Origin of the sequence: Actinokineospora sp. (assembly GCF_052390155.1) — a bacterium.
GTDB lineage: Bacteria > Actinomycetota > Actinomycetes > Mycobacteriales > Pseudonocardiaceae > Actinokineospora.
The window spans coordinates 21,993-48,158 of the sequence record NZ_JBQTHF010000005.1; the positions used below are offsets into that span (position 1 = coordinate 21,993).

Sequence of the window (26,166 nt, forward strand, 5' to 3'; positions counted from 1 at the left end):
CGGCGGCCGTGGCCACGTAGGGCCACAGCGCAGGGGTAACCGCCCGCTTCACCAGGTCGCAGGGTGCTTGCATCGGCTCGCGGACTTACTGGCGGTAGCTTGGTGCCGTGAGCCTCACCGAACGCCTGTTCCGGCCGTACCTGAAGAACTCGGCACGACCAGTCATAACGCACTACGACGACGCCCTGAACACCAGAATTGAGCTGTCGGTGGCCACGGTGACCAACTGGGCGGCCAAGACGGCGAACTGGCTGGTCGAGGAGCACGACGTCGAGCCGGGTACCCCCGTGGCGGTGCGCCTGCCCGCGCACTGGCAGACGGCAGGCATCCTGCTGGGTGCCTGGTGGTGCGGCGCGCACGTGGTCGCCGCGGCCGACGACGCCGTCCTGACCTTCGTGGCCCCCGGCGAGTCCGCCCTCGGCACGGTCGCGGCGGTGTCCCTGGACCCGATGGGCCGCGACCTGGGCGGCTCGTCGGGCGGCGCGCTCGACTTCGTCGGCGAGGCCCGCCTCTTCGGCGACGACTTCTTCGGCGCACCCGTGCCCGGGTCGACTCCCGCCCTGGCCGGGTCCACTGTGGACGAAGTGCTGGCAGCGGCTCTCGCCATCGGGATCGCTTCTGGCACAAGGATACTGTCCACTCGCGAGTGGACAGTGCCGGACGGGGTGCTGGCCGCACTGGTGGCACCACTCGCGGCAGGCGGGTCGGTGGTGCAGGTCAGCAACCCGGACCCCGCCCGCCTCGATGCCCGCCGCACAGCCGAGCGCACCACGGCCGACCTGCTCGCCGACTGACCCACGGCAGCATTCTTCCGGTTGCGTTCTCAAGCGGTAGCCTTCGTTTGTCACCCTGGGGGAAGGAACACCGCAGTGAAACGAACCGCTGTGGTGCTGGCCGCTGTCAGCGCCACGATCGCGCTCGCCGCCCCGCCGGTCACGGCCGAACCCGGCCTGGACTGGCAGCCGTGTTCGCCGGGCAACGCCGCGCAGTGCGCGACCATGACCGTGCCGGTGGACTGGGCGAAGGGCACCGGCACGCTGGAACTCGCGGTCTCGCGCCTGCCCGCAAGCGACCCCGCGCGGCGGATCGGCGTGCTGATGTTCAACCCGGGCGGCCCCGGCGCGGGCGCCGCCGCGATCACCTCGCGCCCGGACTGGGCGGCCGGGTACTTCCCGGCCGAGGTGTTGCGGCGCTTCGACGTCGTGGGCGTCGACTTCCGGGGCACGGGGAGCAGCAATCCCATCGACTGCGCCCGGCCACCCCATGATCCGCGCGTCAACCGCTTCCCGACGAACCTGTTCGGACAGGCGAAACTGGCCCTGGCCAACGCCTCGTTCGCGACGTCGTGCTTCACGCGCACCGGCCCGGTGCTGGCCCATCTCGACACGGCGAGTGTGGCCCGAGACCTGGATGCGGTGCGGGAAGCGTTGGGAGAGCGGCAGATCAGCTATCTCGGCGTCTCCTACGGCACCATGCTCGGCCAGTCCTACGCGGAACTGTTCCCGCATCGGCTGCGCGCGTTCGCGCTGGACGCCGTCGTGGACCGCTCGCTGTCGGCTCGGCAGCTCGTCGAGGACAATGCGGTGTCCACACAGGACGGTGTCGACCAGTTCGCCGCTTGGTGCGCGCGGGAGTCCGCGTGCGCGCTGCACGGCAAGGACATGAGCCAGGTGCTGACCGACGTGACCGCCCGCGCGGACCGGGGCGAGGTCACGGTGGGCGAGACCGCGCTGACCGCGCGGGAAGTGCACGCCGGGGTGACCGCGGCGCTCAACTTCGGCTCGTCGTTCCCGTCGCTCGCCGAGGGCCTGCTCGCCGCGTCGAACGGGGACGGCACCGGGATCGGCGAAGTCGCCGCCACCGACCCGGCGTTCTACCGCGCGTACCGCTCGATCATCTGCCAGGACATGCCGGTCGACTTCGCGGCGCGCGTGCCGGAGACGGTGGCCAAGGTGCGCGCGCTCGGCCCGGACCTGCGCGGGTACTCCGAGTTCTGGGACATCGCGTCGGGCTGCGTCGGCTGGCCCCTGCCCGCCCGCTGGACGCCGCGCCCGTGGCAGGTCTCCCCCGAACTGCCGCCGACCCTGCTCGTCTCGGGCGCCCACGACGTGGCCACGCCGAGGAAGTGGGCGGAGAACGTGCAGCGGCAACTCCCCGGCAGCACGCTGCTGCGCTGGGACGGCGTCGGCCACGCCTCGTGGACGGCCAACAACTCCTGCGCGGCGAAGGCGACCGCCGACTACCTGCTCACCCTGGAACTGCCGACCGGAACCTGCTGACCACGGATCGCGGCGTCGGACGTCGACGAGGCCGGACTCAGGGAGACCGCCGACCTGGCGCACGCGGGCGCCGCCCTGCACAAAGCGCACCGTCCTCGATCACGGTAGTGATGCTCGGCCAGGCTGGGCCTGTTACTCCCACACTGTCCCAGTAGGCTCGTTGCGCCCGGACGAGTCGGCCGAGCCCCGACGCCGCCATCGTTGGGGGTATCCGCTGGAGGACTCTACGGAGTGCATGGCCCGGGCCGCGCCCACTCGGGCGGATGCCGTTCATAACCATCAAGGCGGCTGTGCGAACCGCGTCGAGCAAATCTACCGACCAGAGCTCCGCGTCGTCTCCGAACACGGTCGTGGCCCATGATCCTGGCGACAAATGCCATCGCACTCGTTCGAGTCCTGAGCCGATGTCCGACGCCATGTAGGTGGGGTTCTCGGCGTTCCACAACAGCACGGCGTCACTCAGGCCCACGCCGTCACAGTCGCAGAAGAGGGTGACGCCGCCGACCGGTCCGCGTTGCCACGGCGTCAAGTCACCGTGGATGGTGAGCCTGCCGGCGTGGATGCCCACTGCCGACAGAGCGCTAATCCAGCTGTCCATCAGATCCACGTGACGGTCCACGCTAGCGATCCGCAGAACGCAGGACAGGTTGACGAACGAGGTGAGGAAGCCGTCCCGAAGACGCCCTTGATCATCGCGCTCGCCCGTAAATCTGACAACGGGCTGCGGGATGTAGCCCTCTCGGTGCACTCGGCGTTCTGCGTTCTTCAACCACGGGTCAAGACCCTGCACGGCCGAGATGAGCAGGTCGGTGTCTCTGCCCCAGCGGAGCGGCAGCAGGGCAGGTCTGGTCACTGCGGCCCGACCGAACTCCGCACCGATCTTATCGAGCAGGTCAGTCGGGTGCGGTACGCGCCGCAATCTGGATGGCGACACCTGCGATCCTCGGTGCCGCATTGCCAACCGCCCGCCGTCGAGATGGATGCTCCATCGGGTGTCGAACTTGGCGCGGAGGGCCGTGACGAGTTCGGCGGCCAGTCGTTCAGGCTGGCTGTCCGTCAACAAGGACACGGAAGTGCCTCCCTGGATCGAAGCGGTCGAGGCCGATCGCTTGCACCTCGGCCGCGTCCAACCGCTCAGCACGGACGATCGCTTCGGCGAGTACTTGGGCGGCCTCGCGATCCGTGGCGTCGGTGTCCAGACTGGCCAGTGCGCCGGTGTGTTCGCAGAGAGCGGCGTGTGCGCAGGTGCCTGGCCGCCATGCCAGAGCGGCGACCGGGGTTCCCGATCGCAGTGCCTCGCCGAACACCGCCGCGCCAGCTTCGACGTAGTCCGCCCCGTGGGTGTAGACCAATACCCGGCCCTGCCGAAGGTGATCGAGCTTGGCGTCGCCTGCCACCTCCCCAACGAGTTCGACGTGCGGCGCGTTGAGCGCGCGCGCGTACCGCTGGGCGTAGCCCTGGTCCAGAATCGGCCCGATGAGCCGGATTTTCCGGCCGAGCAGGCACGCGGCCTCAACAGCGATGTGTGGGGCCTTCTGCTGGTCGATCCGACCGAGCCAGACCAGATCGTCACCGTGTACGGCAGACGGCGGGTTCTCCTCACCCGCTCCGAACTGGACACTCAACGTCTGAGTGGGCGCGTGCTCGGAGTACCGGTTGACCATCTCCGGCGAGTAGCAGTAGAGCCGTGACCGGTCGCCGTCGAACGCGTCGGGCGCGTGACGGAAGTTGGGATCATGCTGGAAGGTAACGACGCGACAGCCCAATTCCGACCAGGTGTCCCGCCAGGACGCAAGAGACGGGTACTCGTGTCCGACGACGAGGACGTCCAGGTCGAGCAACTCCAGGGTGTGGAAACCGTGGTCGCCGGGCCGGAGAGCTTCCAGTCGGACCGCAACGCGGCCGAAGTCTCCAGGTAGGTCACCGCGCCAGGATGGTCCGATGAGATGGATGTCCGCTTCGGCCTGTTGTCCGCCGAACGCCACGGCCCACAGCCACCGCTCGATGCCACCATAGCCGTGTGGTGGAAAGGCATAAACCGAGGGAAAGTCGCAGACTCCGACCTTCATCAGCTCGTAGTGCCGTCCGGGTTGATCTTGCTGTACCCGAGGAACGGCGCGAGTGCGGCGGGCAGGACAACGGAGCCGTCGGCCTGCTGGCCCTGCTCCAGGATCGCGACGAGGGTGCGGCCGATGGGCAGACCCGAACCGTTCAGGGTCGCGGGGAATCCGCGCTTGCCGTCCTTGGCCTTCATGCGGATGGTCGCCCGACGCGCCTGGAACGTCGAGCAGTCCGAGCAGCTTGAAATCTCGCGGTACCGCTGCTGGCTGGGAATCCAGACCTCGATGTCGTAGGTGAACCGAGCGGAGAACCCGAGATCACCGGCCGCCAGCGCGACGACCCGGTACGCGAGACCAAGCTCCCGCAGGCACGCCTCGGCATGACCGAGCATGACCTCCAACTCATCGCTGGAGCGCTCCGGGTCGCAGAACCGGACCATCTCGACCTTGCTGAACTGGTGCTGCCGAATCAGGCCGCGCGTGTCCCTTCCGTAGGAACCCGCCTCCGATCGAAAGCACGGCGTCCACGCGGTGTAGGCCAGTGGAAGTGCCTCGGCGGAAAGAGTTTCGCCCGCGTGCAGGTTGGTCAAGGGGACTTCGGCGGTCGGCGTGAGGAAAAGCTCGCGGTCGTCGCCAATGCCGGTCTTGAACAAGTCCTGCTCGAACTTCGGGAGCTGGCCGGTACCCGTCATGGTCGTTCGCGTCACCAGCGCTGGAAGGGAGAACTCCGTGTAGCCGTGGCGTTGGGTGTGCAGGTTCAGCAAAAGCTGGGCAATGGCGCGTTCGAGTTGCGCACCGACACCCCTGATCACCGCGAACCTGGGCCCCGAGAGTTTGGTCGCCCGGCCGAAGTCGAAGATGCCGAATCGCTCGCCGAGGTCGACGTGGTCCTGCGGATCGAAGTCGAACACCGAAGGAGTGCCCCAGGTACGCACCTCGACTGCGAACTCGTCTGAATCCCCGTCTGGGCACCGGTCCTCGGGGATATTCGGCACGCCGAGCAGGAAGTCTCGCAACTCGTCCTCGACCTGGCGATGCCGTTCCTCGCCCTCCGCTATCTGCCCTTTCAACGCCCTGGCGCGCTCGACCAACTGGGTCGTGTCCGCACGCGCCTTGGCTGTGGCCTGCACCTCCTTCGCGATCCGATTGGACTCGCCGCGCGCCGCATCCGTCTCGGCGATGACGGCATTACGCTGACTGACGAGCTTCTCCAACCGCCCGAGGTCGAGCTGATAGCCACGCCGGGCCAGCTTGGATACGGCGTCGGTGGCGGGATCGAGCAGAACACGTGGGTCGTGCATCAGACGCATCCTTCAGGAGTCGACTCGGGAGTACAGAGTATCTGGCCTGGTCGCACGGGTTTTTCGCACTATCACTGTCCGCAGTCAACGCGTTGATCTCCGTGCGCACCGACCTGATCAATCGACCGAGCTGGTTGTCGGTAACCGCAACCGGCGTCACGTATGCCGCTTCGGGCAGCCTCAGTTCAGCCAGGCCGCTCCCGGGGGCCGGGCGTGACGCCCGTGCTTATCAAGCCACGCCCCGTAGATGAGCCACGACCCGCCCTCGAAGTCGCCATAGTCGATCTCGTCAAGCCGAGGCTCCACAACGCGGTGTGGTGTGCGGGTGCCGAGCACGATGTCCGCTGTCTGCTGGGCACGAGCGAACTGGCTCGTGATGCAGGTGGCGATCCCATCGAGCCATGGAACCTCGGCGAGTTGACGGCACTGCTCTTCTCCGGTCAAGTCCAGTATCGTCCTGCGGCCCGGAACGCCGTTGACCAGATGGGCGGCACTCATCGGTGTCCGGCCGTGGCGAATGAGGTGGGTGACCGTCACGCGCACTGCCGCCTGCAAGGGATCACGCCTGAGGGAACGCGAGCGAAGTGGTCACCATCAGGCGAACCGTAGCCCGCCACGAATGACTTCCTCGGTCAGCGCGGGGAAGTTGAGCAGTACCTCGTCAGCGACCGTTCGCACGTCTGCTTCGGTCACGTCCGTACTCGACATACGGACCATCGTCTGCCAAGGCGTCGCCAGCGCCTGCCCGGTCGCGCTGACCAAATGCACCTCGGCGTAGCCACCGAACCGCTCATGCAGCCGTCGCGCGATGCGCTGGGCAGCCACGTTGTAGAGCTTGCCCACGTGGTAGACGGGATTCTTGCCGTTGACACCCTCCAGGTTCATCGGCCGGAGCGGCGTGATCAGCCCGTTGATCCGATTCCCACGCCCGACAACGCCCTCGTCGCCTGACTCGATAGAGCTGCCCGTGTAGGTGAGGTACAGCTCATCGAGTTCGACGATGTCCCTGGCGTTCACGCGGAACGACGCCTTGACGTCAGGCAGATCAACGGCGGCGAGGCGTCGACACTGCTCGATCACGTCATCGCGGTTCGCGAGATAGGCCGCCCGGTTCGGCACGTGAGCGGACTTCTGCGGCACGCACAGCACGACGTCCAGTCGCTCGTCGTCACCGAAGGCCATGACCTTCACATCCGACCCGCACCACGGGCGTGCGCCACGAAACTCGCCGGGCGCGGACATCACGTCCACGAGTTTTCGGACGAACGCCTCGATTCTGTTGTCCGGCGCCCATCCGGTTCCGAGCGACGTGTCGTTGGAGATCAACGTCCGACGCTCACGCAACTGATCGACTGAGGCGGGCGCGAACCACGATGCCCGCTCTGGTTCCTCGTCCTGCGCACGCACTGCTCCCGGACTGGAGTTCGTGGTGACGTTCAGCTCGATGCGCACGTACTCCACCAGTTCGGGGAGACGAACAGCGAAGAAGCGGCGCACCGTCTCGACGATCAACAAGTCCACTGGCACCCTTACTCCACCACACATCCGCGTGGCCCTGCCGTTGACCAGGACGCGCACGGGCTCAAGCATTCTCCCGCCGCCGTAAGACACCTCGGAGAGCCCACCGAGCAGTGCGAGTTTGTCGAAGTGATGAAGGACTGCGCCGACCTCGTCCAGCGTCCACCTGCTGTAGGCGCCGGAAAGTTCCTCGGCCAGATGATCGGCCAGAGTGTCGGGGTGCCCCCATCCTTTCCGCTCCACCAACGCGACGGTGGCATTCGGCAACCAGCCCGTTTCCAACGTCATCCGTGTGTCCGAACGGTCCTCAGTCGTGCTCATCCTTGCCCTCCCGGCCGGTCCTGTGGAATCGAACTCGTCGAAGTTGCGCGTCCCGACATCTCGATCAAGCCCGCGTTCGAGCGGCATCCAAGTTGCCGACGAACCGAGACATGGTCGAACTGGTGTCATCGCCGGCCGTCGATGCGTACCTCCTGTCACGAGCGTGGACTTCTATTTTGGTATCCTGAGTCTACGAGTAGGTTCCTACTTTAGGAACTCGTCCGACTGGGTGAGGGTTGTTTGCCGTGCCTCGCACGAGAGTCCAAGATGGCCTCCTGACCCGAAGGAGGCTCGACCTGTGGCATCACCGACACTCCAGCGGCGGAGGCTCGGCAAAGCGCTCAAACGTGCGCGCGAGCGCTCCGACAGGACACAGGAAGAAGCCGCAGAGAAGATCGACGCCGCGTCCAGCAAGATCAGTCGCATCGAACTCGGCCAGAGTGGACTCAAGCTCGTCGACTTGAACGCGTTGCTCGACCTCTACAGCGTGACCGGCGAGGCCGCGCTACACCTGCGTGACCTCGCTCGGGCAGGTCGCAAGCGCGGCCGATGGAGCGCCTACCGAAACGTCATCCCGAACTGGTTTCGCGACTACCTCGACCTTGAGGAAGACGCGTCAGAGATCCGCTGGTACCAGCCCGAGGTCGTACCGGGCATCCTGCAGACCGAGGCGTACATCCGCGCCGTTTACACGACGGCTACGCCTCGCACGGTAGATGACGAGATCGAACGGTTCGTGCGGATGCGTCTGGATCGCCAGGCGGTGCTGGAGCGCGCAGACGCAACGCTGCATTTCATCTTGAGCGAGGCCGCACTGCGTCGGACGGTCGGCAACGTCAGGCTCATGGCCGACCAACTACAGCACGTCGCCGACGTCGCCGACCGCGTCAATGTCGAGCTGCAGGTGCTGCCGTTCGACGCCCAGACCTACTGCCCGGCATCCTTCGGCTTCACGATCTTGAGATTCGAGAACGATGCGAGCACCGACGTGGTGTATCTGGAGGACTACACCGACGCGGTCTACCTCGACGAGCAACAGCCCGTGCGGGCCTACAATGCGTTGTGGAACCGCTTGTCGGCCGCCGCTCTGGGGCAGGTCGAGTCCCAGGACTTGATCCGCAGGATCACCAGCGAGTACGGAACACAACTCTGAGATGAGCGCGATCATGATCACCCCGGACCTCTCTCGCGTGACGTGGCGGAAGAGCAGCCGCAGCGAAGACAACGGCGGCCAATGCGTCGAGGTCGCCACCGCACCCGGCTGGGCCGCGATCCGTGACTCCAAAAACCCGGCCGGGGGAGCCCTCCTAATGTCCGCGCTTGCCTGGAAGGGCCTCGCCGTCACACTCACGGTGAGCGACGCCGACTGATCCGATCGCCCCGCAGACCGGGGCCGGGGCAGCAGCGACACGACGGGGCCTACTTGGAGTAAGTTACGGGCCAGTAGACAACGACGGAGGTGGCTGTGAAGTCGTTCGCGGGCAAGGTGGCCGTGGTGACCGGCGCGGGCTCCGGGATCGGGCGCGGGCTGACGCTCGCGCTGCTGGCCGAGGGAGCACGGGTCGCGGCGTCGGACATCGACGAGGCCGGACTCAAGGAGACCGCCGATCTGGCGCGCGCGGGCGCCGCGCTGCACACCGCGAAGCTCGACGTCGCCGACCGGGACGCGATCTACGTGTACGCGGCGACGGTCGCGGACCACTTCGGCACGGTCAACCTGGTCTGCAACAACGCCGGGGTCGCGCTCAAGGGCAGCGTCCGCGAGATGTCCGACGACGACCTGCGCTGGGTCATGGACATCGACTTCTGGGGTGTCGTGCACGGCACCCGGGCGTTCCTGCCGCACCTCGTCGCGTCGGGCGACGGGCACGTGGTGAACGTGTCGAGCGTGTTCGGGCTGATCGCCGTGCCGAGCCAGAGTGCTTACAACGCCGCGAAATTCGCCGTCCGCGGGTTCACCGAGGCGCTGCGCCAGGAGATGCGGCAGGAGCGCACGAAGGTCGGCGTGACCTGCGTGCACCCGGGCGGCATCAAGACCAACATCACCCGCAACGGCCGCACCTCGAACCCGGCCGACGCGGCGGACTTCGCCGCGTCACTGGAGAAGGTCGCGCGGACCAGCCCGGAGACCGCGGCCCGCACCATCCTCAACGGCGTCCGGCGCGACCGAGCCCGTGTCCTCATTGGACCGGACGCGTACCTGATCGACGCGCTGCCAAGGCTTTTCGGCTCGTTCTACCAGCCGCTGGTCAGGTGGGCGGCGCGGACGCTGACACGCTGACCGGGACGCCGTTGAGCACCGCGTTGCCCGACACCGGGTCGAGGACGCGCGCGTCGGTCAGGTCGTTGGCGCTGGCCGCGCGGTAGCCGTGCGGCAGGCTGACGACACCGCGCATGATGTCGTCGGTGGCGGTCACCGGCACCCGCACCTCGCCCACCGCGGACCGCACGCACACGGTGTCGCCGTGGGCGAGGCCGCGCTCGGCGAGGTCGTCGGGGTGCATGAGCAGGTGGTGGCGGGGACGGCCGCGGGTGAGCCGCGCGACGTCGTTCAGCCACGAGTTGTTGGCCCGCAGGTGCCTGCGGCCGATCAGCAGCAACCCTTGCGGTGCCTGGATTCCCGCGATCGCGTCGACCAGCGGGGGTGGCGCGAGGCGGATGCGCTTGCCGGGGGTGCGCAGCCTGCGTGGGAGCGCGGGAGTGAGCGGCCCGAGGTCGATCCCGTGCGGGTTGCGGCGCAGCACCCGCAGCGACAGCCGGTATGGGCCGACCCGCAGCAGTAGATCGACGATGCGCGCCGGGGTGAGCCGCAGCCGCAGCGCGGCGAGCCGGTTGCCGCGGAAATGCTTGCGGTAGCGCAAACCGAGGTCGCGGAAGATCTCCCAGTCGTGCCGGGCGGTCTCCGGTTTGTCGAGCGCCGCGGGCGAAAACCGGGCCGTGTTGCGAATGGCCAACGCGTGGAAGATCAGGTCGTAGTGGTCGCGTTCGAGCGGCGTCGTCGGCGGCAGGACGACATCGGCGTGCCGCGACGTCTCGGTGATCCGAAAGTCGATCGCGACCAGAAAGTCCAGTCCGGCCAACGCCTTGCCCAATGTCGCACCGTCCGGTGTAGACAGTACCGGATTGCCCGCCGACACCACCATGGCACGAATCCGCCCCGCACCGGGCGTGGTGATCTCCTCGGCGAGCACCGCGACAGGGAACTCCCCCGCGAACTCGGGCGCGCCACGCACCCGACTGCGCCACCGGGCCCGCGCCCCCGGCGAGGAGATCCGCAGCAGATCGATGGCGGGCCGCGTCACCATCGTGCCGCCGGGTCGGTCGAGGTTGCCGGTGATGATGTTGAGGAGTTGGATCGCCCAGTGGCACAGCGCCCCGTGCCGCTGCGTGGACACGCCCATGCGGCCGTAACACGCGGCACCGTCCGCCGCCGCGAACTCCGTGGCAAGCCTGGTGATCACCGTGGCGTCGACCCCGCTGACCGCCGCCGCCCAGTCCACTGTGCACGGTTCGACGGCCGCCCGCACCTGATCGATCTGGTCCACATAGGACGGCGGGTTGGCCAGTCCGTCGGACAGGATGACGCGCACCATCGCCAGCAGCAGCGCGGCATCGGTGCCCGGCCGCACGAAGTGGTGCTCGTCGGCCACCTTCGCCGTCTCCGTCCGGCGCGGGTCGAGCACCACCATCCGCCCACCCCGCGCCGCCAGTTCCCGCCGCCGCCGCGCGAAGTCGGGGACGGTCATCAGACTGCCGTTGGACACCATCGGATTGGCGCCCACGACAAGGAAGTAGCCGGTCCGGTCGATGTCCGGGACGGGCAGCAGCATCTGGTGCCCGTAGAGGAGATAGGAGACAAGGTGGTGCGGGAGCTGATCGACCGACCCCGCCGAGAACCGGTTGCGGGTGCCGAGCATGCCGAGGAACCCGCCCCCGTGGGTCATCGCGCCGAGGCTGTGCACGGTCGGATTCCCCTGGTACACCCCGACCGCGTCCGCACCGTGCGTCCGGCGGATGTCGACCAGCCGCCGCACGACCAGCCCGATCGCCTCGTCCCACCCGATCAGCTCCCACCCGGTCGCGGTGCGCCGCACCGGTGTCCGCAGCGCGTCGTCGCGGATGTCCGGCAGCGCAACGGCTTTGGGGCACAGATGGCCGCGGGACAGCGGATCGAGGGCGTCGCCGGTGACCGAGGTGACCCGGCCGTCCGCGACCTGGAGTTCCAGCCCGCAGACGGCCTCGCACAGCGGACACGTCCCGAACCGCGTCACCCCATGCTCTTCTGACCGTCCAGCGACTCTCGCAAGATGTCCGCGTGCCCGGAGTGCTGCGACGTCTCGGCGATGATGTGCACCAACACCCGCCGCGCCGACCAGGTCGCGCCCGCCTCGAACCACGGCGCCACCGGCAACGGATGCGCCGCGTCGAGGTCGGGCAGCGTCGCCACCAGTTCGTCGGTCCGCCTGGCCACGTCCTCGTACTCGGCGAGCAGCCCGGCCAGCGTCTCGTCCGCCCCCATGGTGAACTGCCCCTCCCAGTCGACCGGGACGCTCTCCATCCCCTCGGCCCCGTCCAGGATGAACCGCACCCAGGCCGCCTCGGTCCCGCTGACGTGCTTGATCAGCCCGCCCAGGCTCAACTCGCTCACCGTCGTGCGCTGCCTGGCCTGCTCGTCGGTCAGGCCCGAGACGGTGTGCCGCAAGAAGTACCGGCTCTTGCCCAGCGACTCCAGCAGATCCGCCCGCTCACCCTTGACGGTGGTGGTCTCGGTGCTGGTCATGATGTCCGCCTTCCCTCGTGGTCTGTAGGACAGACATTAGGACCGCTTCCGGTCAACTCCTGTCCGCAAGACCCCGCGAGTTCCGACAACTTTCGGTGACCCCACAACTACCCCCTGAGCAGGGCCTTGGCCATGACCAGGCGCTGGATCTGGTTGGTGCCCTCGTAGATCTGGGTGATCTTGGCATCGCGCATCATGCGTTCGACCGGGAAGTCGCGGGTGTACCCGGCGCCGCCGAAGAGTTGGACAGCGTCGGTGGTCACCGACATGGCGGTGTCCGAGGCGAAGGTCTTGGCGGCGCTGGAGGCGAAGGAGCCGTCCGGTTCGCCGCGTTCGACCTTGCCCGCGGCGGCGTAGACCAGGTGCCGGGCGGCCTCGATCTTCATGGCCATGTCGGCGATCATGAACTGGACGCCCTGGAACTCGGCGATGGCCTTGCCGAACTGCTTGCGGTCGCGCACATACGCGATGGTGGCGTCGAGGGCGCCCTGGGCGATCCCGAGCGCCTGCGCGCCGATGGAGTGGCGGGTGTGGTCGAGGGTGCGGAACGCGAGTTTGAGGCCCTGGCCGGGCTCGCCGATGATCCGCTCGGCCGGGATGGTGCAGTTCTCGAAGTAGATCTCGCGGGTCGGGGAGCCCTTGATGCCGAGTTTGCGCTCCTTCGGGCCGACCGAGAAGCCCGGGTCGTCCTTGTGGACCATGTACGCCGAGACGCCGTTCGCGGGCCTGTCCGCGTCCGGGTTGGACACCGCCATCACGGTGTACCAGGTGGAGACGCCCGCGTTGGTGATCCAGCACTTCGTCCCGTTGAGCACCCAGTGGTCGCCGTCGAGGCGGGCACGGGTGCGCATGGCGGCGGTGTCGGAACCCGCCTCGCGCTCGGACAGGGCGTAGGACGCCATCTCGCCCGCGGCGATCGAGGGCAGCACGAGCTTCTTCAGCTCCTCGGAACCGCCGAGAATCAGGTTCATCGTGCCGAGCTTGTTGACCGCCGGAATCAGCGACGACGACGCGCAGACCCGGGCGATCTCCTCGACGACGATGTTGGTGGACACCGAGTCGGCGCCTTGACCGTCGTACGCCTCGGCGATGTGCGGGGCGTTGAACCCGGCCTTGTTGAGCGCCTTCAACGCCTCGGCCGGATACCGCTCCTGCTCGTCGACCTCCGCGGCGTACGGCGCGATCTCCTTCTCGGCGAGATCGCGGACCGCTGCCCGCAGGGCGTTGTGCTCGTCGCCGAGCTGATAGAGACCGAAGCCGGTATCCACGTCGTTACCTCCCGGTAGGACCACATCCGCCCACGATGTTAGTCCCCGTTTACTAGGAAGTCCTCGTGTCGTCCCGCACGGGCCCGCGGGACCGTGCTCGACGGGACGAGCACGGTCCGCCTGCCGGGGTTACCAGAAGTGCGCCACATCGACGACCAGCCGTGAGCCACCAGCCGGACCGTCGAGGACGAAGGCGCGGAACGGGAGCCGGGCGCGGACGCCGAGGCCGACGGTGGACTGGCCCTCGAACGAGCCTGCCCAGGCGACCTGGCGGAAGGTCTGCCAGCCCGCGACGTTCACCAGTTCGGCGCGGTTGACAGGGTTGTAGGTGAGCGCGCCCAGGTCGTTGTACGCCGGGGCGATCACGACGACCCGCAGCTTCGCGCCGCCGCGCAGCGGCACGACGTTGCCCGAGCCGTCCTCGCTCACCTGGCCGACGTACTCCACGCGGTAGCCGTCGGCGCCGCCCGCGCTGATGTCCACGACGAGCCGGTCGTAGCAGTCGTGCCTGCCCGCCCGGACGTCCACCAGCGTCGACACCTCGGTGGGCGACGCCGATTTGGCCAGGGAACCCCAGGCGATCCCGCAGTAGCCCGGGGTGGCTGTCGCGGACGACGGGACCGCGACGGCGACGGCCGCGGCCAGGCCGACAGCGGCGATCAGCGAGCGTCCCCACGTTCTTCGTTGCACCATGTCGATCTCTCCTCGCACAGGCCGAACCGAGTGTTCGGCGAGCGAACGGCCGTGCACACGGCCATACCAGGAGGACGTGTGATGGGGCGCACGGTTGTGCGAGCCTCAGATCGTGGCCGGACCGATTCCGTGACACGGCCGGGTGCGCAGATCGGCGACGTAGTCCGCGGGCGCGCCCGCGGCCTCCGCGGCGTCCGCGACGACGCCGAGGTAGCGCGCCGAGGGCAGCCCGCCCTCGTAGGCGTCGAGCACGTAGAGCCAGGCCAGCACCGAGCCCTCCAGGGTCTGCACGCGCAACCGGATCTTCGAGTGCAGGCCCAACTCGGAGCCTTCCCACCGGTCGAGGTTGACCTCGTCGTCGGTGACGTCGTAGAGCACCGCGAACACCTGGGTGTCCGGCTCCTCCACGATGGTCGCCAGGGCGCCTTCCCAGCCGAGATCCTCGCCCCCGAAGGTCAGTCGCCACCCGACGAGCCACCCGGTGCCCGCCATCGGCGAGTGCGGGGCTCGCTGCATCATCTGGCCAGGGTCCATGTTCGACCCGTAGGCGGCGTAGAGCGGCACGACGGACAGCCTAGCGACACAACCGATCATCGGCAGCGAACCACCCGGTCGGACCGGGCGTTTCGTGGCCGCGCGGGTCCGCCGCGTACGGTGTTCGCGGACGTCGACGCCGGATGGAGGACCAGGTGACCCGGATCGTGATCATGGGCGGCGGGCCCGCGGGCTACGAGGCCGCGCTGGTCGCCGCGCAGCACGGCGCCGAGGTCACCGTGGTCGAGCGCGACGGGCTCGGCGGCGCCTGCGTGCTCTACGACTGCGTGCCGTCAAAGACGTTCATCGCCTCGGCGGGCGCCCGCTCGGCGTTCCGCGACGCCGACGAACTCGGCATCGGCGTGGACGACGTCGACTCCACCGTGCACCTGCCCGTGGTCCGCGGCCGGGTCCGGGGCCTGGCGATCGCGCAGTCCGCCGACATCCGCAACCGGGTGCAGCGCGAGGGCGTGCGGGTCGTGCTCGGCACCGCCCGGTTCTGCGACGACCGGCGGGGCCTGGCCTCGCACCGGGTGGAGATCACCTCCGGCGACACCACCGAGATCGTCGACGCCGACGTGGTGCTCATCGCGACCGGCGCCACCCCCCGGGTGATCCCGGGCGCCGAGCCGGACGGCGTGCGGGTGCTCGACTGGCGTCAGATCTACGACCTGGAGGAACTGCCCGAGCACCTGGTGGTCGTCGGGTCCGGGGTGACCGGAGCCGAGTTCGCGTCGGCGTTCATCGAGATGGGCGTCAAGGTCACGGTGATCTCCAGCCGCGACCGGGTGCTGCCGCACGAGGACGCCGACGCCGCCGCGGTGCTGGAGGACGTGTTCTCCGAGCGCGGCACCACGCTGGTCAAGCACGCGCGGGCGGAGAAGATCGAACGCGACCGGACCGGCGTGGTGGTGCACCTCAAGGGCGGCGAGACGGTGCGCGCGAGCCACGCGCTGATGACGGTCGGCTCGGTGCCCAACACCGAGGAGATCGGCCTGGGCAAGATCGGCATCGAGCCGGGGCCCGGCGGGTTCATCTCGGTGGATCGGGTGTCGCGCACCAATATCCCCGGCGTCTACGCGGCGGGCGACTGCACCGGGGTGCTCATGCTCGCCTCGGTCGCCGCCATGCAGGGCCGCATCGCGATGTGGCACGCGCTGGGCGAGGGCGTGGCGCCGATCAAGCTCAAGACGGTCGCGGCGAACGTGTTCACCCACCCCGAGATCGCCACGGTCGGCATCAGCCAGCAGGCCATCGACGCGGGCGAGGTGCCCGCGCGCACGGTCATGCTGCCGCTGGCCACCAACGCGCGGGCGAAGATGCAGGGGTTGCGCCGCGGGTTCGTCAAACTGTTCTGCCGCCCGGCGACGGGCGTGGTCATCGGCGGCGTGATCGTCGCGCCGAGCGCGAGCGAGCTGATCCTGCCGATCGCGCTGGCCGTGCAGAACCAGCTCACCGTGGACGACCTGGCGCTCACCTTCTCGGTGTACCCGTCGCTGTCCGGCTCGATCACCGAGGCGGGCCGCCAGCTCATGCGCCACGACGATCTTGACTGACCTCACCCGATAGTGCGGCACATCCCGGCGTAACGGCCGCCCCATTCCCCTCCGCGTCACCGGCTTGTCACCAGTACGAGTGGATTCGTGCTGGGTGACTAGGAGCCGCCCTACTGAGGCGGTACGCCTGTGTCCGACAGGGCGGGGAACGACCCACCACCGGAGGAATCCCATGTCGCGTCGAACCGAGTGCCCCGAGTGCCTTGGCTCGGGTCTGGCCCCCAACCGGCGCGACTTCTGCCGCCGCTGCGGCGGCATCGGCCAGCTCCCGCGCCTGCTGGCACAGCGATTCCGCGCGCTGGTCGCGGCCAGGTGACCGCGCGGGGCCGACATCGGACGGGGTCGGTAACGGGCGGAGCGGTTCGGGCGAAGAATGATCATCGCCCGTTCACCACGAGAGGTGCCCATCTGATGTACGCCGCCCCTTATCAGCAGCCGATCGCCTACCAGAACGGGATCGGCACCGCAGGCTTCGTGACCGGCCTGATCGGCCTGGTCTTCTCGGTCATCCCCATCGTCGGCGTCATCGCGTGGCCGCTGGTAATCATCGGCGCGGTGCTGTCCGGCGTCGGTTTGTCCAAGGCGAGCCGGGGCGAGGCGAACAACAAGGGCCTCGCGATCGCGGGAATCGTCTGCTCCATCGTCGGGTTGCTCATCTGCATCGTGTGGGTCGCCGCGCTGGCGGGCTCGCAACCCGTCTGACCGCGAACCCTCCACGCGTGGTGACGCCCCCGCGCAGGCGCGTGCGCGGGGGCGTCCGGCGAGGATGGTCTGTCCTCGTCCCAACCGTCAGTCGTCGTCCTCCACCCAGTCGAACGTGCGGGTGACGGCCTTCTTCCACTGGCGGTAGGTCCGTTCGCGGGCGGCGTCGTCCATCGCGGGCGCCCACTCCTTGTCCTTGGCCCAGTTCGTCCGAATGTCGTCCTCGCCCGCCCAGAAGCCGACGGCGAGTCCGGCGGCGTAGGCGGCACCCAGCGCGGTGGTCTCCGCGACCACCGGCCGGATCACCGGCACGCCAAGGATGTCGGCCTGGAACTGCATCAGCAGCTCGTTGCCGACCATGCCGCCGTCGACCTTGAGCGCGGTCAGCGGCACCCCGGAATCGGCGTTCATCGCGTCGATGACCTCGCGGGTCTGGAACGCGGTGGCCTCCAGCACCGCGCGCGCCAGGTGGCCCTTGTTGACGAACCGGGTCAGCCCGACGATGGCGCCGCGCGCGTCGGAGCGCCAGTACGGGGCGAACAGGCCGGAGAACGCGGGCACGAAGTAGCAGCCGCCGTTGTCCTCGACCTTGCGCGCGTGCTCCTCGATCTCGGCCGCCGAGCTGATCATGCCGAGGTTGTCCCTGATCCACTGCACCAGCGAACCGGTGACCGCGATCGAGCCCTCCAGCGCGTAGACCGGGTCCTGCGAGCCGATCTTGTAGCAGACCGTGGTGAGCAGCCCGTTCTCGCTCATCACCTGCTCGGTGCCGGTGTTGAGCAGCACGAAGTTGCCGGTGCCGTAGGTGTTCTTGGCCTCGCCGGGCGACAGGCACGCCTGCCCGAAGGTCGCCGCCTGCTGGTCGCCCAGGATGCCCGCGATCGGCACCCCGGCCAGCGCGCCGCGCGCGCGCACCTTGCCGTACTCCTCCGACGACGACCGGATCTCCGGCAGCATCGCCAGCGGCACGCCCATCTCGGCGGCGATGTCGGCGTCCCAGGCCAAAGTGGACAGATCCATCAGCAGCGTGCGGGAGGCGTTCGTCGGGTCGGTCGCGTGCACGCCGCCGTCCGGGCCGCCGGTCATGTTCCACAGCACCCAGGTGTCCATGTTGCCGAACAGCAGGTCGCCCGCCTCGGCCTTGGCCCGGGCGCCGTCGATGTTGTCCAGGATCCAGCGGATCTTGGGCCCGGAGAAGTAGGTGGCCAGCGGCAGGCCGGTCTTGGCCCGGTAGCGCTCCTGCCCGTCGCCGAGCGCGCCCAGTTCGTTGGCGATCCGGTCGGTTCGGGTGTCCTGCCAGACGATCGCGTTGTACACCGGCTTGCCGGTCTTGCGATCCCACACCACGGCGGTCTCGCGCTGGTTGGTGATGCCGACCGCGACGATGTCGGAGACCGCGAGGTCGGCCTTGGCGAGCGCGCCCGCCGCCACCGCCCGGGTGTTCTCCCACACCTCCTCCGGGTTGTGCTCGACCCACCCGGCACGCGGGAATATCTGCTCGTGCTCGCGCTGGTCGACCGCGACCACCTCGCCCGCGTGGCTGAAGATCATGCAGCGCGTCGACGTGGTGCCCTGGTCGACGGCGGCGACGTACTCGGTCATGTGCTTGGTACCTCTCGGTTGTGGTTCGCCTCGATCAGGAGGGCAGGATCTGGAAGAGCAAGCCTGCCAGCACGGCGCCGACCAGGGGACCGACGATCGGCACCCAGGCGTAGTTCCATTCGGCGCCGCCTTTGCCCTTGATCGGCAGCACCGCGTAGGCGAGGCGCGGGCCGAGGTCGCGGGCGGGGTTGATGGCGTACCCGGTCGGGCCGCCGAGCGAGTTGCCGATGCCGATGACCACGAACGCCACCGCGGCGTAGCCGAGCGCCACGTTGCCGGTCGGGTTGGTCACGATCCAGAACACGAGCACGAAGGTGCCGATGACCTCGGTGACCAGGTTCCAGGCGTAGTTCGGCACGGTCGGGCCGGTGGCGAAGATGCCCCGGGTGTGCTGTGGCTCGTCGTGGGTGTCGAACTGGAGTTTGTAGGCCGCCCAGCACAGCACGGCACCGAGGAACGCGCCCGCGAACTGGCCGATCAGGTAGGCCGGGACGTCTCCCCAGCCGAGTTTGTCGGCGGCCAACAGGCCGATGGTCACCGCTGGATTGAGATGTGCGCCACTTGGGGCGGCGATGCTCGCACCGACGAACACCGCGAAACCCCAGCCGACGTTGATCAGTAACCAGCCGCCGTTGACCCCCAGCGACTTCTTCAACACCGCGTTCGCGACGACACCGCAGCCCAACAGGGTCAGCGCCGCCGTACCCATGAGTTCCCAGAGGACTATCTCACCGAAGTTGAGGTCCATGAACAGATCTCCCTCTCGCTCCCGATAGCGAAAGGCAGGCGACCGGCGCCTGACCGGGCGGCGGCAGTGCCTACCCTGAGTGAAGACGGACGCTACCGTGAGGTTGGTCAACTGTCCATGAGCCGAATGCCGGACCCGGTGCCGGTAGCGTTGCCGTGGTCGGTGTCCGCACGAGCAGGGGAGGCGGCCGTGGCCAACCGCAAGACGTCCAGTGCTGCGACACGCTCCACATCGGACCCATTCGGCGGCAGGCTCGGGCCTGCCGAACGCCAGGAATCCTGGCGCAGACTAGGTTCCGAGTACTTCGACGTCGTGGTGATCGGCGGCGGCGTTGTCGGTGTCGGCACCGCGCTCGACGCGGCGACCCGCGGCCTCAGGGTCGCGCTGGTGGAAGCGCGCGACCTCGCGTCCGGCACGTCGAGCCGGTCGAGCAAGCTCTTCCACGGCGGACTGCGCTATCTGGAGCAGCTCGAATTCGGCCTGGTGCGCGAGGCGCTGCGCGAGCGCGAACTCATGCTCACCCGATTGGCGCCGCACCTGGTCAAGCCGGTCAGCTTCCTCTACCCGCTCACCAGGCGCGGCTGGGAGCGCCCCTACACCGCGGCCGGGCTGCTCCTCTACGACACCATGGGCGGCGCGCGGTCGGTGCCCGGGCAGAAGCACCTGAGCCGCGCGGGCGCGCTGCGCATGGTGCCCGCGCTCAAGCGCAGCGCGCTGATCGGCGGCATCCGCTACTTCGACGCGCAGGCCGACGACGCCCGGCACACGATGACCGTGGGCCGCACGGCGGCGCACTACGGCGCGGTCGTGCGAACGTCGACGCAGGTGGTCGACTTCATCCGCGAGGCGGACCGGGTCTCCGGCGTCCGCGTCCGCGACGTCGAGGACGGCCGCGAGCTGGACGTCCGGGCCAACGCGGTGATCAACTGCGCCGGCGTGTGGACCGACGAGCTGCAGCGGGTCTCGGGCAGCCGCGGCCGGTTCCGGGTGAAGGCCAGCAAGGGCGTGCACATCGTCGTCCCGCGCGACCGGATCGTGTCCGAGTCGGGGCTGATCCTGCGCACGGAGAAGTCGGTGCTGTTCGTCATCCCGTGGCGCAACCACTGGATCGTCGGCACGACCGACACGCAGTGGAACCTCGACCTCGCCCACCCGGCGGCGACCAAGCAGGACATCGACTACATCCTCGACCACGTCAACGAGGTCCTGGCCACCCCGCTCACGCACGACGACATCGAGGGCGTCTACGCCGGGCTGCGGCCGCTGCTGGCGGGCGAGAGCGAGGAGACCTCCAAGCTCTCGCGCGAACACGCGGTCGCCCGGGTCGCCCCCGGCCTGGTCGCCATCGCGGGCGGCAAGTACACGACCTATCGGGTGATGGCCGCCGACGCGGTCGACGCCGCGTCGGTCGACCTGCCCGGGCGGCTGCAGCCGTCCATCACCGACCGCGTCCCGCTGCTCGGCGCCGACGGGTACCACGCCCTGGTCAACCAGGCCGACCTGCTCGCCGCCCGGCACGGCCTGCACCCCTACCGGGTCCGCCACCTCCTCGACCGCTACGGCTCGCTCGTGCACGAGGTCCTCGCGCTGGCCGACGGTCGCCCGGAACTGCTCAAGCCGGTCGACGCCGCGCCGGACTACCTCCAGGTGGAGATCGTCTACGCGGCGGGCCACGAGGGTGCCCTGCACCTGGAGGACGCGCTCGCCCGACGCACCCGGATCTCGATCGAATACCCCCACCGCGGCGTCGACTGCGCCCGGCAGGTCGCCGACCTCATGGGCGAGACGCTGGGCTGGGACGAGGCCACGATCGCCCGGGAGGTGGCGGTCTACCTGGCCAGAGTGCAGGCGGAGCGCGATTCCCAGACCCAGCCGAGCGACCAGGCCGCCGACGCCACCCGCTCGTCCGCCCCCGAGGCGCGCCCCTATCTACTGGAACCGGTGCGGTAACCGGGCCGCGCGCGCCGCGGTCAGTTGTCCCCATCCTCGACAACCATCCACAGTTTTTCGCGCACTCTGTCCGCCGGCCCAATTGCCGATAGCCTGGAGCAGGGCAGACCACCCGAGGTGGGTGGGGGTTTTGCTGGTGCTGGTTTTGCTGGTGCTGGGAGCTGTCAAGCAGTCAACGCCGACCGTGGGGTGGCCAGGCGGTCAGCCGCCGATGACGGTGGGGGGTAGCTGGTGTTCCTCGCCGTCGATCGAGACTGACTCGACTACGGAGTCGGGGGCGTGGCCGGTGCCCTCCTGCTCGGTGGCAGCGAGGTCGCGCCTGCGGGTGCTGACCGGCCGCTGAGCCTGCGGCTAGTCGGTGTCGCCGAAACACTTGCACGATACGAGCGCCTCCGGGGCGAACCGGCGCATCGCCGGCTTGTCCGCGGGCATGCCCGCGCCACCCGCGGCACCGGCGCCCATCGGCGCGCCGATCGGGGCGCCTGCCGCCGCCGCGCCTGCCAGGGAACCCGACGTGGTGTGGCTGGAGTTGCCGAAATCGCCGAAGGCGCCGGTCGCGGCCGGGGTGACGGGCCTGCGGCCTGCGCCGCCGCCGCGGTTGCCGGAACCGTCGCCGGACCGGGTCGACGGCCGCGCGAAGGGCACCTGCTCGAAGCGGGCGACACCGGACATCACGCCCGGGCCCAGCGGAACCCGCCGCGCGGGCTCGGCCTCGACGAACGCCGTCCCCGCGACGCCGACGCCCTGGCCCGACACCGGGGCCCGCCCGGGCTGCTCGACCGGCGCCTGCGCACCGCCGCCCGCGAACGCCGTGGTGGTCACCGCGGCGATGCCTTCGCCACGCGAGCTGTGCAATTCGTCGGAGCGGATCAGCTCGGCGGGCTCATCGAACGTCGACAACGCGGTCAGGTTGGTGCTGGTGTTCAGCTCGTAGGCGGCCATCACCTCGAACGCGCGCTGCTCGCCCGCCGACTGCCTGGCCTCCACCGCCTCGGCGTCGGTCTGCAGGCCCGCCACCTGCACCGGCGCGGGCATCGTGGGGTCGGGCTGCGCGCTCGGCAGGTCCTCCGGCGCGGGCATGTCGGCCCGCGCCTGGGCGATGTAGTCGCCCTGGTTCTCCACCGCGAGCCGCATCTCGCCCGCGCGGGTCGCGGACGCCTGCGCCCACGCCGCCAGCGGCACGAGCCGGTCGTAGGCGGCGCCCGCCGCCCGGCCGACCCAGGTCGAGCCCGAACTCTCCAGCGCGGTGCTCAGATCCTGGCCGACGTCGGTCAGGGTGGCGGCCACCTCGGCCCAGCGGCGCGACGGATCGGCGGACGCCTGCGCGCCGGGGCCGTCGTGCAGCATCAGGTACAGCTCTTTGTGGGTGAACCCGCGCCAGCGCTTGGCCTCGGTCGCCTGGTCGGTCATCGCTCGTCCCCTTGCCCCTCGCGAGTACTAGCCGTGGACCCCGTTGCCCTTTTGGGTGACCGTCGCCTGGTTGTCGTCTTCCAACAGCCGGTACTGCTCGGTGATCTTGCCCAGGTTGTCGACCGCGACACCGAGCTGGGTGCGGAAGGCCAGCAGCGCGCCCATCGCGGCGCCCTCGGCGTCGACCGCCAGCGCGTTGATGCCCTCGGTCGCGTGCCTGCTGACCGGGTCGGCCGCCCACGCGGTGATCCGCAGGTCGGCCTGCGCCAGCTCGATCTGCCGGTCGACCTCCGTCAACGCGGAGGTGAACGCGTCGCGCAGGGCGGGCACCGCGTCCGGTGCCACGTCGAGCAGGTCCGCCGCACTGTCGTGACCATGCCCGTTGGTACTCGGTGACACGCCGCCTCCCCCGTCACTGCCTGTGGTGCGCCAACTCTATCGAGTGGACATGCTCGGATTCGACCGTTCCGGCCGACTTTTTGTGGACGCCCACCGCAACCGTCCGGTTCCGTTCACCGCCGGTCTACCCGCGGGCCTCGTTGCGCAGCACCAGCTCGGCGTCCTCGTCGGTGTCCCGGATCAGCGCGAACCCCAGTTTCTCGGCAACACGGCGGGAGGCGGTGTTGCCCTTGCCGTGCTTGTAGGTGATCTCGCGCAGGCCGAGCGCGCCGAAGCCGAACCGCACGACCGCGCCCAGCGCCTCGGTGGTCATGCCGCGGCCGCGGGCGTCCGGGTGCGCCCAGCAGCCCGCCTCGGCGGTGCCGCCCGCCAGGTCGAGGTTCTTCAGCAGCACCTCGCCGAGCAAGTTGCCGGTCAGCGGGTCAGCCACGGCCCAGGACAGCCTGGTCTCGTCGGCCCAGCCAGCGGCGCGCATGGCGATGTACTCGCCCGCGCGGTGCACGTCGCCGATGTCCAGGTGCGACAGCCAGCGCCTGCTCTCCGGGTCGGCGAATCCCTCGACGATCGCCGGGCGGTCGTCGATCCGGTCGTCCGCGCGGTGCGCGCGGAGGTAGTACCTGCCAGCGTTGATCTCCACCGGTTCCACGCGCCCACGCTAGTGGTTGCGACCGGAGATTCGTCGGGGGTATCGGTGGATCGAGGTTTCCGCTGGGCGTGCCGGTGGAAGATCCTCGTACCGGGTTGTACTCGGGCCTTTCGCCGGTGCGTCCAGCGGGAAGCTCGGCCGCCGAGACCCCCGACGAATCTCCGGTCGTGACCACTAGTGGTTCAGCCGAGGAGTCCGTGCACGGACAGCGCGGTGCGCAGCGCGTCGGTGTCCGGGACGTGCGCCGCGGCCAGGCCGAGCGCGGCGGCGGCCGTCACGTTCCCGGCTTTGTCGTCGCAGAACAGCGTCTCCTCCGGGCGGGCGTCCAGCAGCGCCAGCGCCGCGAGGTACGCCTCGGGGTCGGGCTTCTCGGCACCGGTCTCGGCCGAGGAGACCACGCCGTCGACCTCGCGATCGAGGCCGAGGAAAGCCAGGTCAGCGCCCAGGCGCGTGGTGGCGTTGGTCAGCAGCGCGACCCGGCAGCGCGCCCGCGCCGCCCGGACCAGCGCCAACGCGTCCGCGATGACGAACCCCGGTGTCGACCAGGCCCGCACCGCCGCGCCTGCCGTGTCCGCCGGGACGCCATCGCCGACGAGGGCGTCCGCGACCGTCGCGAGCCACCGGTCGTGGGTGACCAGGCCGGTGACCGCGGGGCCGATCAGGTCGCGCCGGAACGCGACCGCCGCCAGCGATCCGGGAGCCAGACCGTGGGCGCGCTCGACGGCGGCGGGTGGGTCGAACCGGCGCAGCACGCCGTCGAGGTCGAGCAGCAGCAGTGAGCGAGCTTGCGAGCGAACCACTGTCACAGGGCGTCCGCGAGCGGCGGCACCGAGCCTGCGAGGGGGCGTCGCTCGGGCGCGGTCAGTACCGGCCCCCGTTCAGGTGCCTGCGGTGGTGGCGTCGGCGGCGCTCGAACTCGCGCCGGTCGTGCTGCCAGTCGTTGCCGAACAGGGCGCCGCCCACCATCGTCACCACCAGCGGGAGCAGGAACACCGGCCAGAACCGGAACACGGACAGGAACAGCACGACCGCGACGATCGCCGAGATCGGCACCAGCGCGGCATAGACCCGCTGCGCGACCGGACGCTGCTCCCAGCCCACCGCGCGCTGCGGCGCCGCCACCACGGGGACGGGTGCGGGCGTGCCGAACTTCGGCCGCGGCTCGGGCAGGTCGCCGAACAGGGCGACCAGTTCGCCGCGGGTCTTGGCGGTCGTCACCTGGGCGGTGCGGTCGCCGTACTCCTCGATGTCGAGCCTGCCCGCGCTCATGTGCTCACCGAGAGCACGCAGCGCCGCCTCTCGCTCGACGTCGCCGATACGCAGGTCGGACGGCTGATTCTCGGTCACGTCTCGATCCTACGGAACCGCCGCGCCGACAAGCTGAGGCGATTCTCAGCGATCGCGTCAGTCCTTGATCTCGCAGATGACGCTGCCCGTGGTCACCGTCTCGCCCTGGGCCACGCCGAACCCGGTGACGGTGCCCGCCTTGTGTGCGGTGACGGGGTTCTCCATCTTCATCGCCTCCAGCACGACAACCAGGTCACCCGCGGCGACCTGCTGGCCGTCCTCGACCGCGATCTTGACGATGGTGCCCTGCATCGGCGCGGTGACCGAGTCGCCGGACGCCGCGCCGCCCGCCTTGCCGCCCGCGCGCTTGCGCGGCTTGGCCTTCGCAGCCGCCGCGCCGCCGCCCCCGGTGCCCACGGCGAGAGTGCCCGGCAGCGAGACCTCCAGCCTGCGTCCGCCGACCTCGACCACGACGGTCTGGCGCGGCTCATCCTCGGCCGCCTCGGCGCCGCCGGTGAACGGCTCGATGGTGTTGTCGAACTCGGTCTCGATCCACCGGGTGTGCACCGAGAAGTCCTTGCCGTCGCCGATGAACGCCGGGTCGCGCACGACCGCGCGGTGGAACGGCACCACGGTGGCCATGCCCTCGACAACCAGCTCGTCCAGCGCCCGGCGCGAGCGGGCGAGCGCCTGCTCGCGGTCCTCGCCGGTCACGATGATCTTGGCCAGCAGCGAGTCGAACTGGCCGCCGATGACCGTGCCGGACTCCACGCCCGCGTCGACCCGCACGCCGGGCCCGTCCGGCGCGACCCACCTGGTCACGGTGCCGGGGGCGGGCAGGAAGTTGCGGCCCGCGTCCTCGCCGTTGACCCGGAACTCGATCGAGTGGCCGCGCGGCGCCGGGTCCTCGGTGAACCGCAGCCGCTCGCCCGCGGCGATCCGAAACTGCTCGCGCACCAGGTCGACCCCGGTGGTCTCCTCCGAGACCGGGTGCTCGACCTGCAACCGGGTGTTGACCTCCAGGAAGGAGATGGTGCCGTCGGTGCCGACGAGGTACTCGACGGTGCCCGCGCCGGAGTAGCCCGCCTCCTGGCAGATCGCCTTGGCCGAGG

Annotated in this window: 27 protein-coding genes; 9 read left to right on the forward strand and 18 right to left on the reverse strand. The window is 69.6% G+C overall.

Annotation, left to right across the window (positions count from 1 at the left end; all coding sequences use genetic code 11):
* Positions 1–107 precede the first annotated feature (107 nt).
* Both ACT4N7_RS02000 and ACT4N7_RS02005 read left to right on the forward strand, forming a co-directional pair.
* Positions 108–794, forward strand: a complete 687-nt coding sequence (locus tag ACT4N7_RS02000; protein ID WP_444826810.1) for a TIGR03089 family protein — start codon at positions 108–110, stop codon at positions 792–794.
* Between the two features lie 75 nt (positions 795–869).
* The gene (locus ACT4N7_RS02005) at positions 870–2,279 is read left to right on the forward strand and encodes an alpha/beta hydrolase (protein WP_444826811.1); all 1,410 of its coding nucleotides are present in this window, start codon (positions 870–872) and stop codon (positions 2,277–2,279) included.
* A 37-nt stretch (positions 2,280–2,316) separates the two neighbouring features.
* On the opposite strand, the gene ACT4N7_RS02010 is transcribed toward ACT4N7_RS02005, so the two are convergent.
* The 5 genes from ACT4N7_RS02010 to ACT4N7_RS02030 all read right to left on the reverse strand — a co-directional run bounded on the left by ACT4N7_RS02010 (position 2,317) and on the right by ACT4N7_RS02030 (position 7,479).
* Entirely contained in the window at positions 2,317–3,348 is a 1,032-nt protein-coding gene (locus ACT4N7_RS02010) for a hypothetical protein (RefSeq protein WP_444826812.1), read from the reverse strand.
* The gene (locus ACT4N7_RS02015) at positions 3,320–4,348 is read right to left on the reverse strand and encodes a hypothetical protein (protein WP_444826813.1); all 1,029 of its coding nucleotides are present in this window, start codon (positions 4,346–4,348) and stop codon (positions 3,320–3,322) included. Before ACT4N7_RS02015 ends, ACT4N7_RS02010 begins: the two co-directional genes overlap by 29 nt.
* The gene (gene serS / locus ACT4N7_RS02020) at positions 4,348–5,640 is read right to left on the reverse strand and encodes a serine--tRNA ligase (RefSeq protein WP_444826814.1); all 1,293 of its coding nucleotides are present in this window, start codon (positions 5,638–5,640) and stop codon (positions 4,348–4,350) included. Before serS ends, ACT4N7_RS02015 begins: the two co-directional genes overlap by 1 nt.
* A gap of 180 nt (positions 5,641–5,820) precedes the next feature.
* The gene (locus ACT4N7_RS02025) at positions 5,821–6,177 is read right to left on the reverse strand and encodes a histidine phosphatase family protein (RefSeq protein WP_444826815.1); all 357 of its coding nucleotides are present in this window, start codon (positions 6,175–6,177) and stop codon (positions 5,821–5,823) included.
* A 57-nt stretch (positions 6,178–6,234) separates the two neighbouring features.
* Positions 6,235–7,479 (reverse strand): methionine adenosyltransferase, encoded by a 1,245-nt coding sequence (locus ACT4N7_RS02030; protein WP_444826816.1) that lies wholly within the window; start codon positions 7,477–7,479, stop codon positions 6,235–6,237.
* A 298-nt stretch (positions 7,480–7,777) separates the two neighbouring features.
* Between ACT4N7_RS02030 and ACT4N7_RS02035 the strand changes: the two genes are divergently transcribed.
* The 3 genes from ACT4N7_RS02035 to ACT4N7_RS02045 all read left to right on the forward strand — a co-directional run bounded on the left by ACT4N7_RS02035 (position 7,778) and on the right by ACT4N7_RS02045 (position 9,760).
* A complete protein-coding gene (locus ACT4N7_RS02035; RefSeq protein ID WP_444826817.1) occupies positions 7,778–8,632 on the forward strand; it encodes a helix-turn-helix domain-containing protein in 855 nt (284 codons plus the stop codon).
* A gap of 1 nt (position 8,633) precedes the next feature.
* Positions 8,634–8,849: a DUF397 domain-containing protein gene (locus ACT4N7_RS02040; protein ID WP_444826818.1), complete on the forward strand. Its 216-nt coding sequence runs from the start codon at positions 8,634–8,636 to the stop codon at positions 8,847–8,849.
* 95 nt (positions 8,850–8,944) lie between these two features.
* Complete coding sequence (locus ACT4N7_RS02045) at positions 8,945–9,760, forward strand: SDR family NAD(P)-dependent oxidoreductase (RefSeq protein WP_444826819.1); 816 nt, start codon at positions 8,945–8,947, stop codon at positions 9,758–9,760.
* Here ACT4N7_RS02045 and ACT4N7_RS02050 read toward each other — a convergent pair.
* From ACT4N7_RS02050 to ACT4N7_RS02070, 5 genes are all read right to left on the reverse strand, one after another.
* Complete coding sequence (locus ACT4N7_RS02050; protein ID WP_444826820.1) at positions 9,729–11,750, reverse strand: molybdopterin-dependent oxidoreductase; 2,022 nt, start codon at positions 11,748–11,750, stop codon at positions 9,729–9,731. The two genes, ACT4N7_RS02045 and ACT4N7_RS02050, sit on opposite strands and share 32 nt — an antisense overlap.
* Positions 11,747–12,259: a DinB family protein gene (locus ACT4N7_RS02055; protein WP_444826821.1), complete on the reverse strand. Its 513-nt coding sequence runs from the start codon at positions 12,257–12,259 to the stop codon at positions 11,747–11,749. The genes ACT4N7_RS02050 and ACT4N7_RS02055 overlap by 4 nt, the downstream gene beginning before the upstream one ends.
* A 107-nt stretch (positions 12,260–12,366) precedes the next feature.
* Positions 12,367–13,527: an acyl-CoA dehydrogenase family protein gene (locus tag ACT4N7_RS02060; RefSeq protein ID WP_444826822.1), complete on the reverse strand. Its 1,161-nt coding sequence runs from the start codon at positions 13,525–13,527 to the stop codon at positions 12,367–12,369.
* A 129-nt stretch (positions 13,528–13,656) separates the two neighbouring features.
* The gene (locus tag ACT4N7_RS02065) at positions 13,657–14,220 is read right to left on the reverse strand and encodes an AMIN-like domain-containing (lipo)protein (protein WP_444826823.1); all 564 of its coding nucleotides are present in this window, start codon (positions 14,218–14,220) and stop codon (positions 13,657–13,659) included.
* Positions 14,221–14,325: 105 nt separating this feature from the next.
* Positions 14,326–14,784 (reverse strand): gamma-glutamylcyclotransferase family protein, encoded by a 459-nt coding sequence (locus ACT4N7_RS02070; protein WP_444826824.1) that lies wholly within the window; start codon positions 14,782–14,784, stop codon positions 14,326–14,328.
* Between the two features lie 125 nt (positions 14,785–14,909).
* On the opposite strand from ACT4N7_RS02070, the gene ACT4N7_RS02075 reads away from it, so the two are divergent.
* The 3 genes from ACT4N7_RS02075 to ACT4N7_RS02085 all read left to right on the forward strand — a co-directional run bounded on the left by ACT4N7_RS02075 (position 14,910) and on the right by ACT4N7_RS02085 (position 17,012).
* Positions 14,910–16,310, forward strand: a complete 1,401-nt coding sequence (locus ACT4N7_RS02075; RefSeq protein WP_444826825.1) for an NAD(P)H-quinone dehydrogenase — start codon at positions 14,910–14,912, stop codon at positions 16,308–16,310.
* Positions 16,311–16,482: 172 nt separating this feature from the next.
* Entirely contained in the window at positions 16,483–16,626 is a 144-nt protein-coding gene (locus ACT4N7_RS02080) for a hypothetical protein (RefSeq protein WP_444826826.1), read from the forward strand.
* A 95-nt stretch (positions 16,627–16,721) separates the two neighbouring features.
* Positions 16,722–17,012, forward strand: a complete 291-nt coding sequence (locus ACT4N7_RS02085) for a hypothetical protein (protein WP_444826827.1) — start codon at positions 16,722–16,724, stop codon at positions 17,010–17,012.
* Between the two features lie 87 nt (positions 17,013–17,099).
* On the opposite strand, the gene glpK is transcribed toward ACT4N7_RS02085, so the two are convergent.
* Together glpK and ACT4N7_RS02095 are read right to left on the reverse strand one after the other, a co-directional pair.
* On the reverse strand, positions 17,100–18,614 hold the full coding sequence (gene glpK / locus ACT4N7_RS02090) for a glycerol kinase GlpK (protein ID WP_444826828.1): 1,515 nt from the start codon (positions 18,612–18,614) through the stop codon (positions 17,100–17,102).
* A 34-nt stretch (positions 18,615–18,648) separates the two neighbouring features.
* Entirely contained in the window at positions 18,649–19,362 is a 714-nt protein-coding gene (locus ACT4N7_RS02095; RefSeq protein ID WP_444826829.1) for an MIP/aquaporin family protein, read from the reverse strand.
* 117 nt (positions 19,363–19,479) lie between these two features.
* Between ACT4N7_RS02095 and ACT4N7_RS02100 the strand changes: the two genes are divergently transcribed.
* Positions 19,480–21,312: a glycerol-3-phosphate dehydrogenase/oxidase gene (locus ACT4N7_RS02100; RefSeq protein WP_444826830.1), complete on the forward strand. Its 1,833-nt coding sequence runs from the start codon at positions 19,480–19,482 to the stop codon at positions 21,310–21,312.
* A 351-nt stretch (positions 21,313–21,663) separates the two neighbouring features.
* Here ACT4N7_RS02100 and ACT4N7_RS02105 read toward each other — a convergent pair whose 3' ends face one another.
* From ACT4N7_RS02105 to ACT4N7_RS02130, 6 genes are all read right to left on the reverse strand, one after another.
* Positions 21,664–22,722 carry a PPE domain-containing protein gene (locus ACT4N7_RS02105; protein WP_444826831.1) on the reverse strand — a complete coding sequence of 353 codons (1,059 nt, stop codon included), beginning with the start codon at positions 22,720–22,722 and terminating at the stop codon, positions 21,664–21,666.
* Between the two features lie 27 nt (positions 22,723–22,749).
* Complete coding sequence (locus ACT4N7_RS02110; protein WP_444826832.1) at positions 22,750–23,121, reverse strand: transcriptional regulator; 372 nt, start codon at positions 23,119–23,121, stop codon at positions 22,750–22,752.
* Positions 23,122–23,245: 124 nt separating this feature from the next.
* Positions 23,246–23,767, reverse strand: coding sequence for a GNAT family N-acetyltransferase (locus ACT4N7_RS02115; protein ID WP_444826833.1), 522 nt, complete (start codon positions 23,765–23,767; stop codon positions 23,246–23,248).
* A 182-nt stretch (positions 23,768–23,949) separates the two neighbouring features.
* Positions 23,950–24,573 carry an HAD-IA family hydrolase gene (locus tag ACT4N7_RS02120; RefSeq protein WP_444826834.1) on the reverse strand — a complete coding sequence of 208 codons (624 nt, stop codon included), beginning with the start codon at positions 24,571–24,573 and terminating at the stop codon, positions 23,950–23,952.
* A 55-nt stretch (positions 24,574–24,628) separates the two neighbouring features.
* A complete protein-coding gene (locus ACT4N7_RS02125) occupies positions 24,629–25,114 on the reverse strand; it encodes a DUF1707 SHOCT-like domain-containing protein (RefSeq protein ID WP_444826835.1) in 486 nt (161 codons plus the stop codon).
* A 57-nt stretch (positions 25,115–25,171) separates the two neighbouring features.
* Positions 25,172–26,166, reverse strand: a 995-nt coding sequence (locus tag ACT4N7_RS02130) for an ATP-binding protein (RefSeq protein WP_444826836.1), incomplete at its 5' end; no start/stop codon positions are given.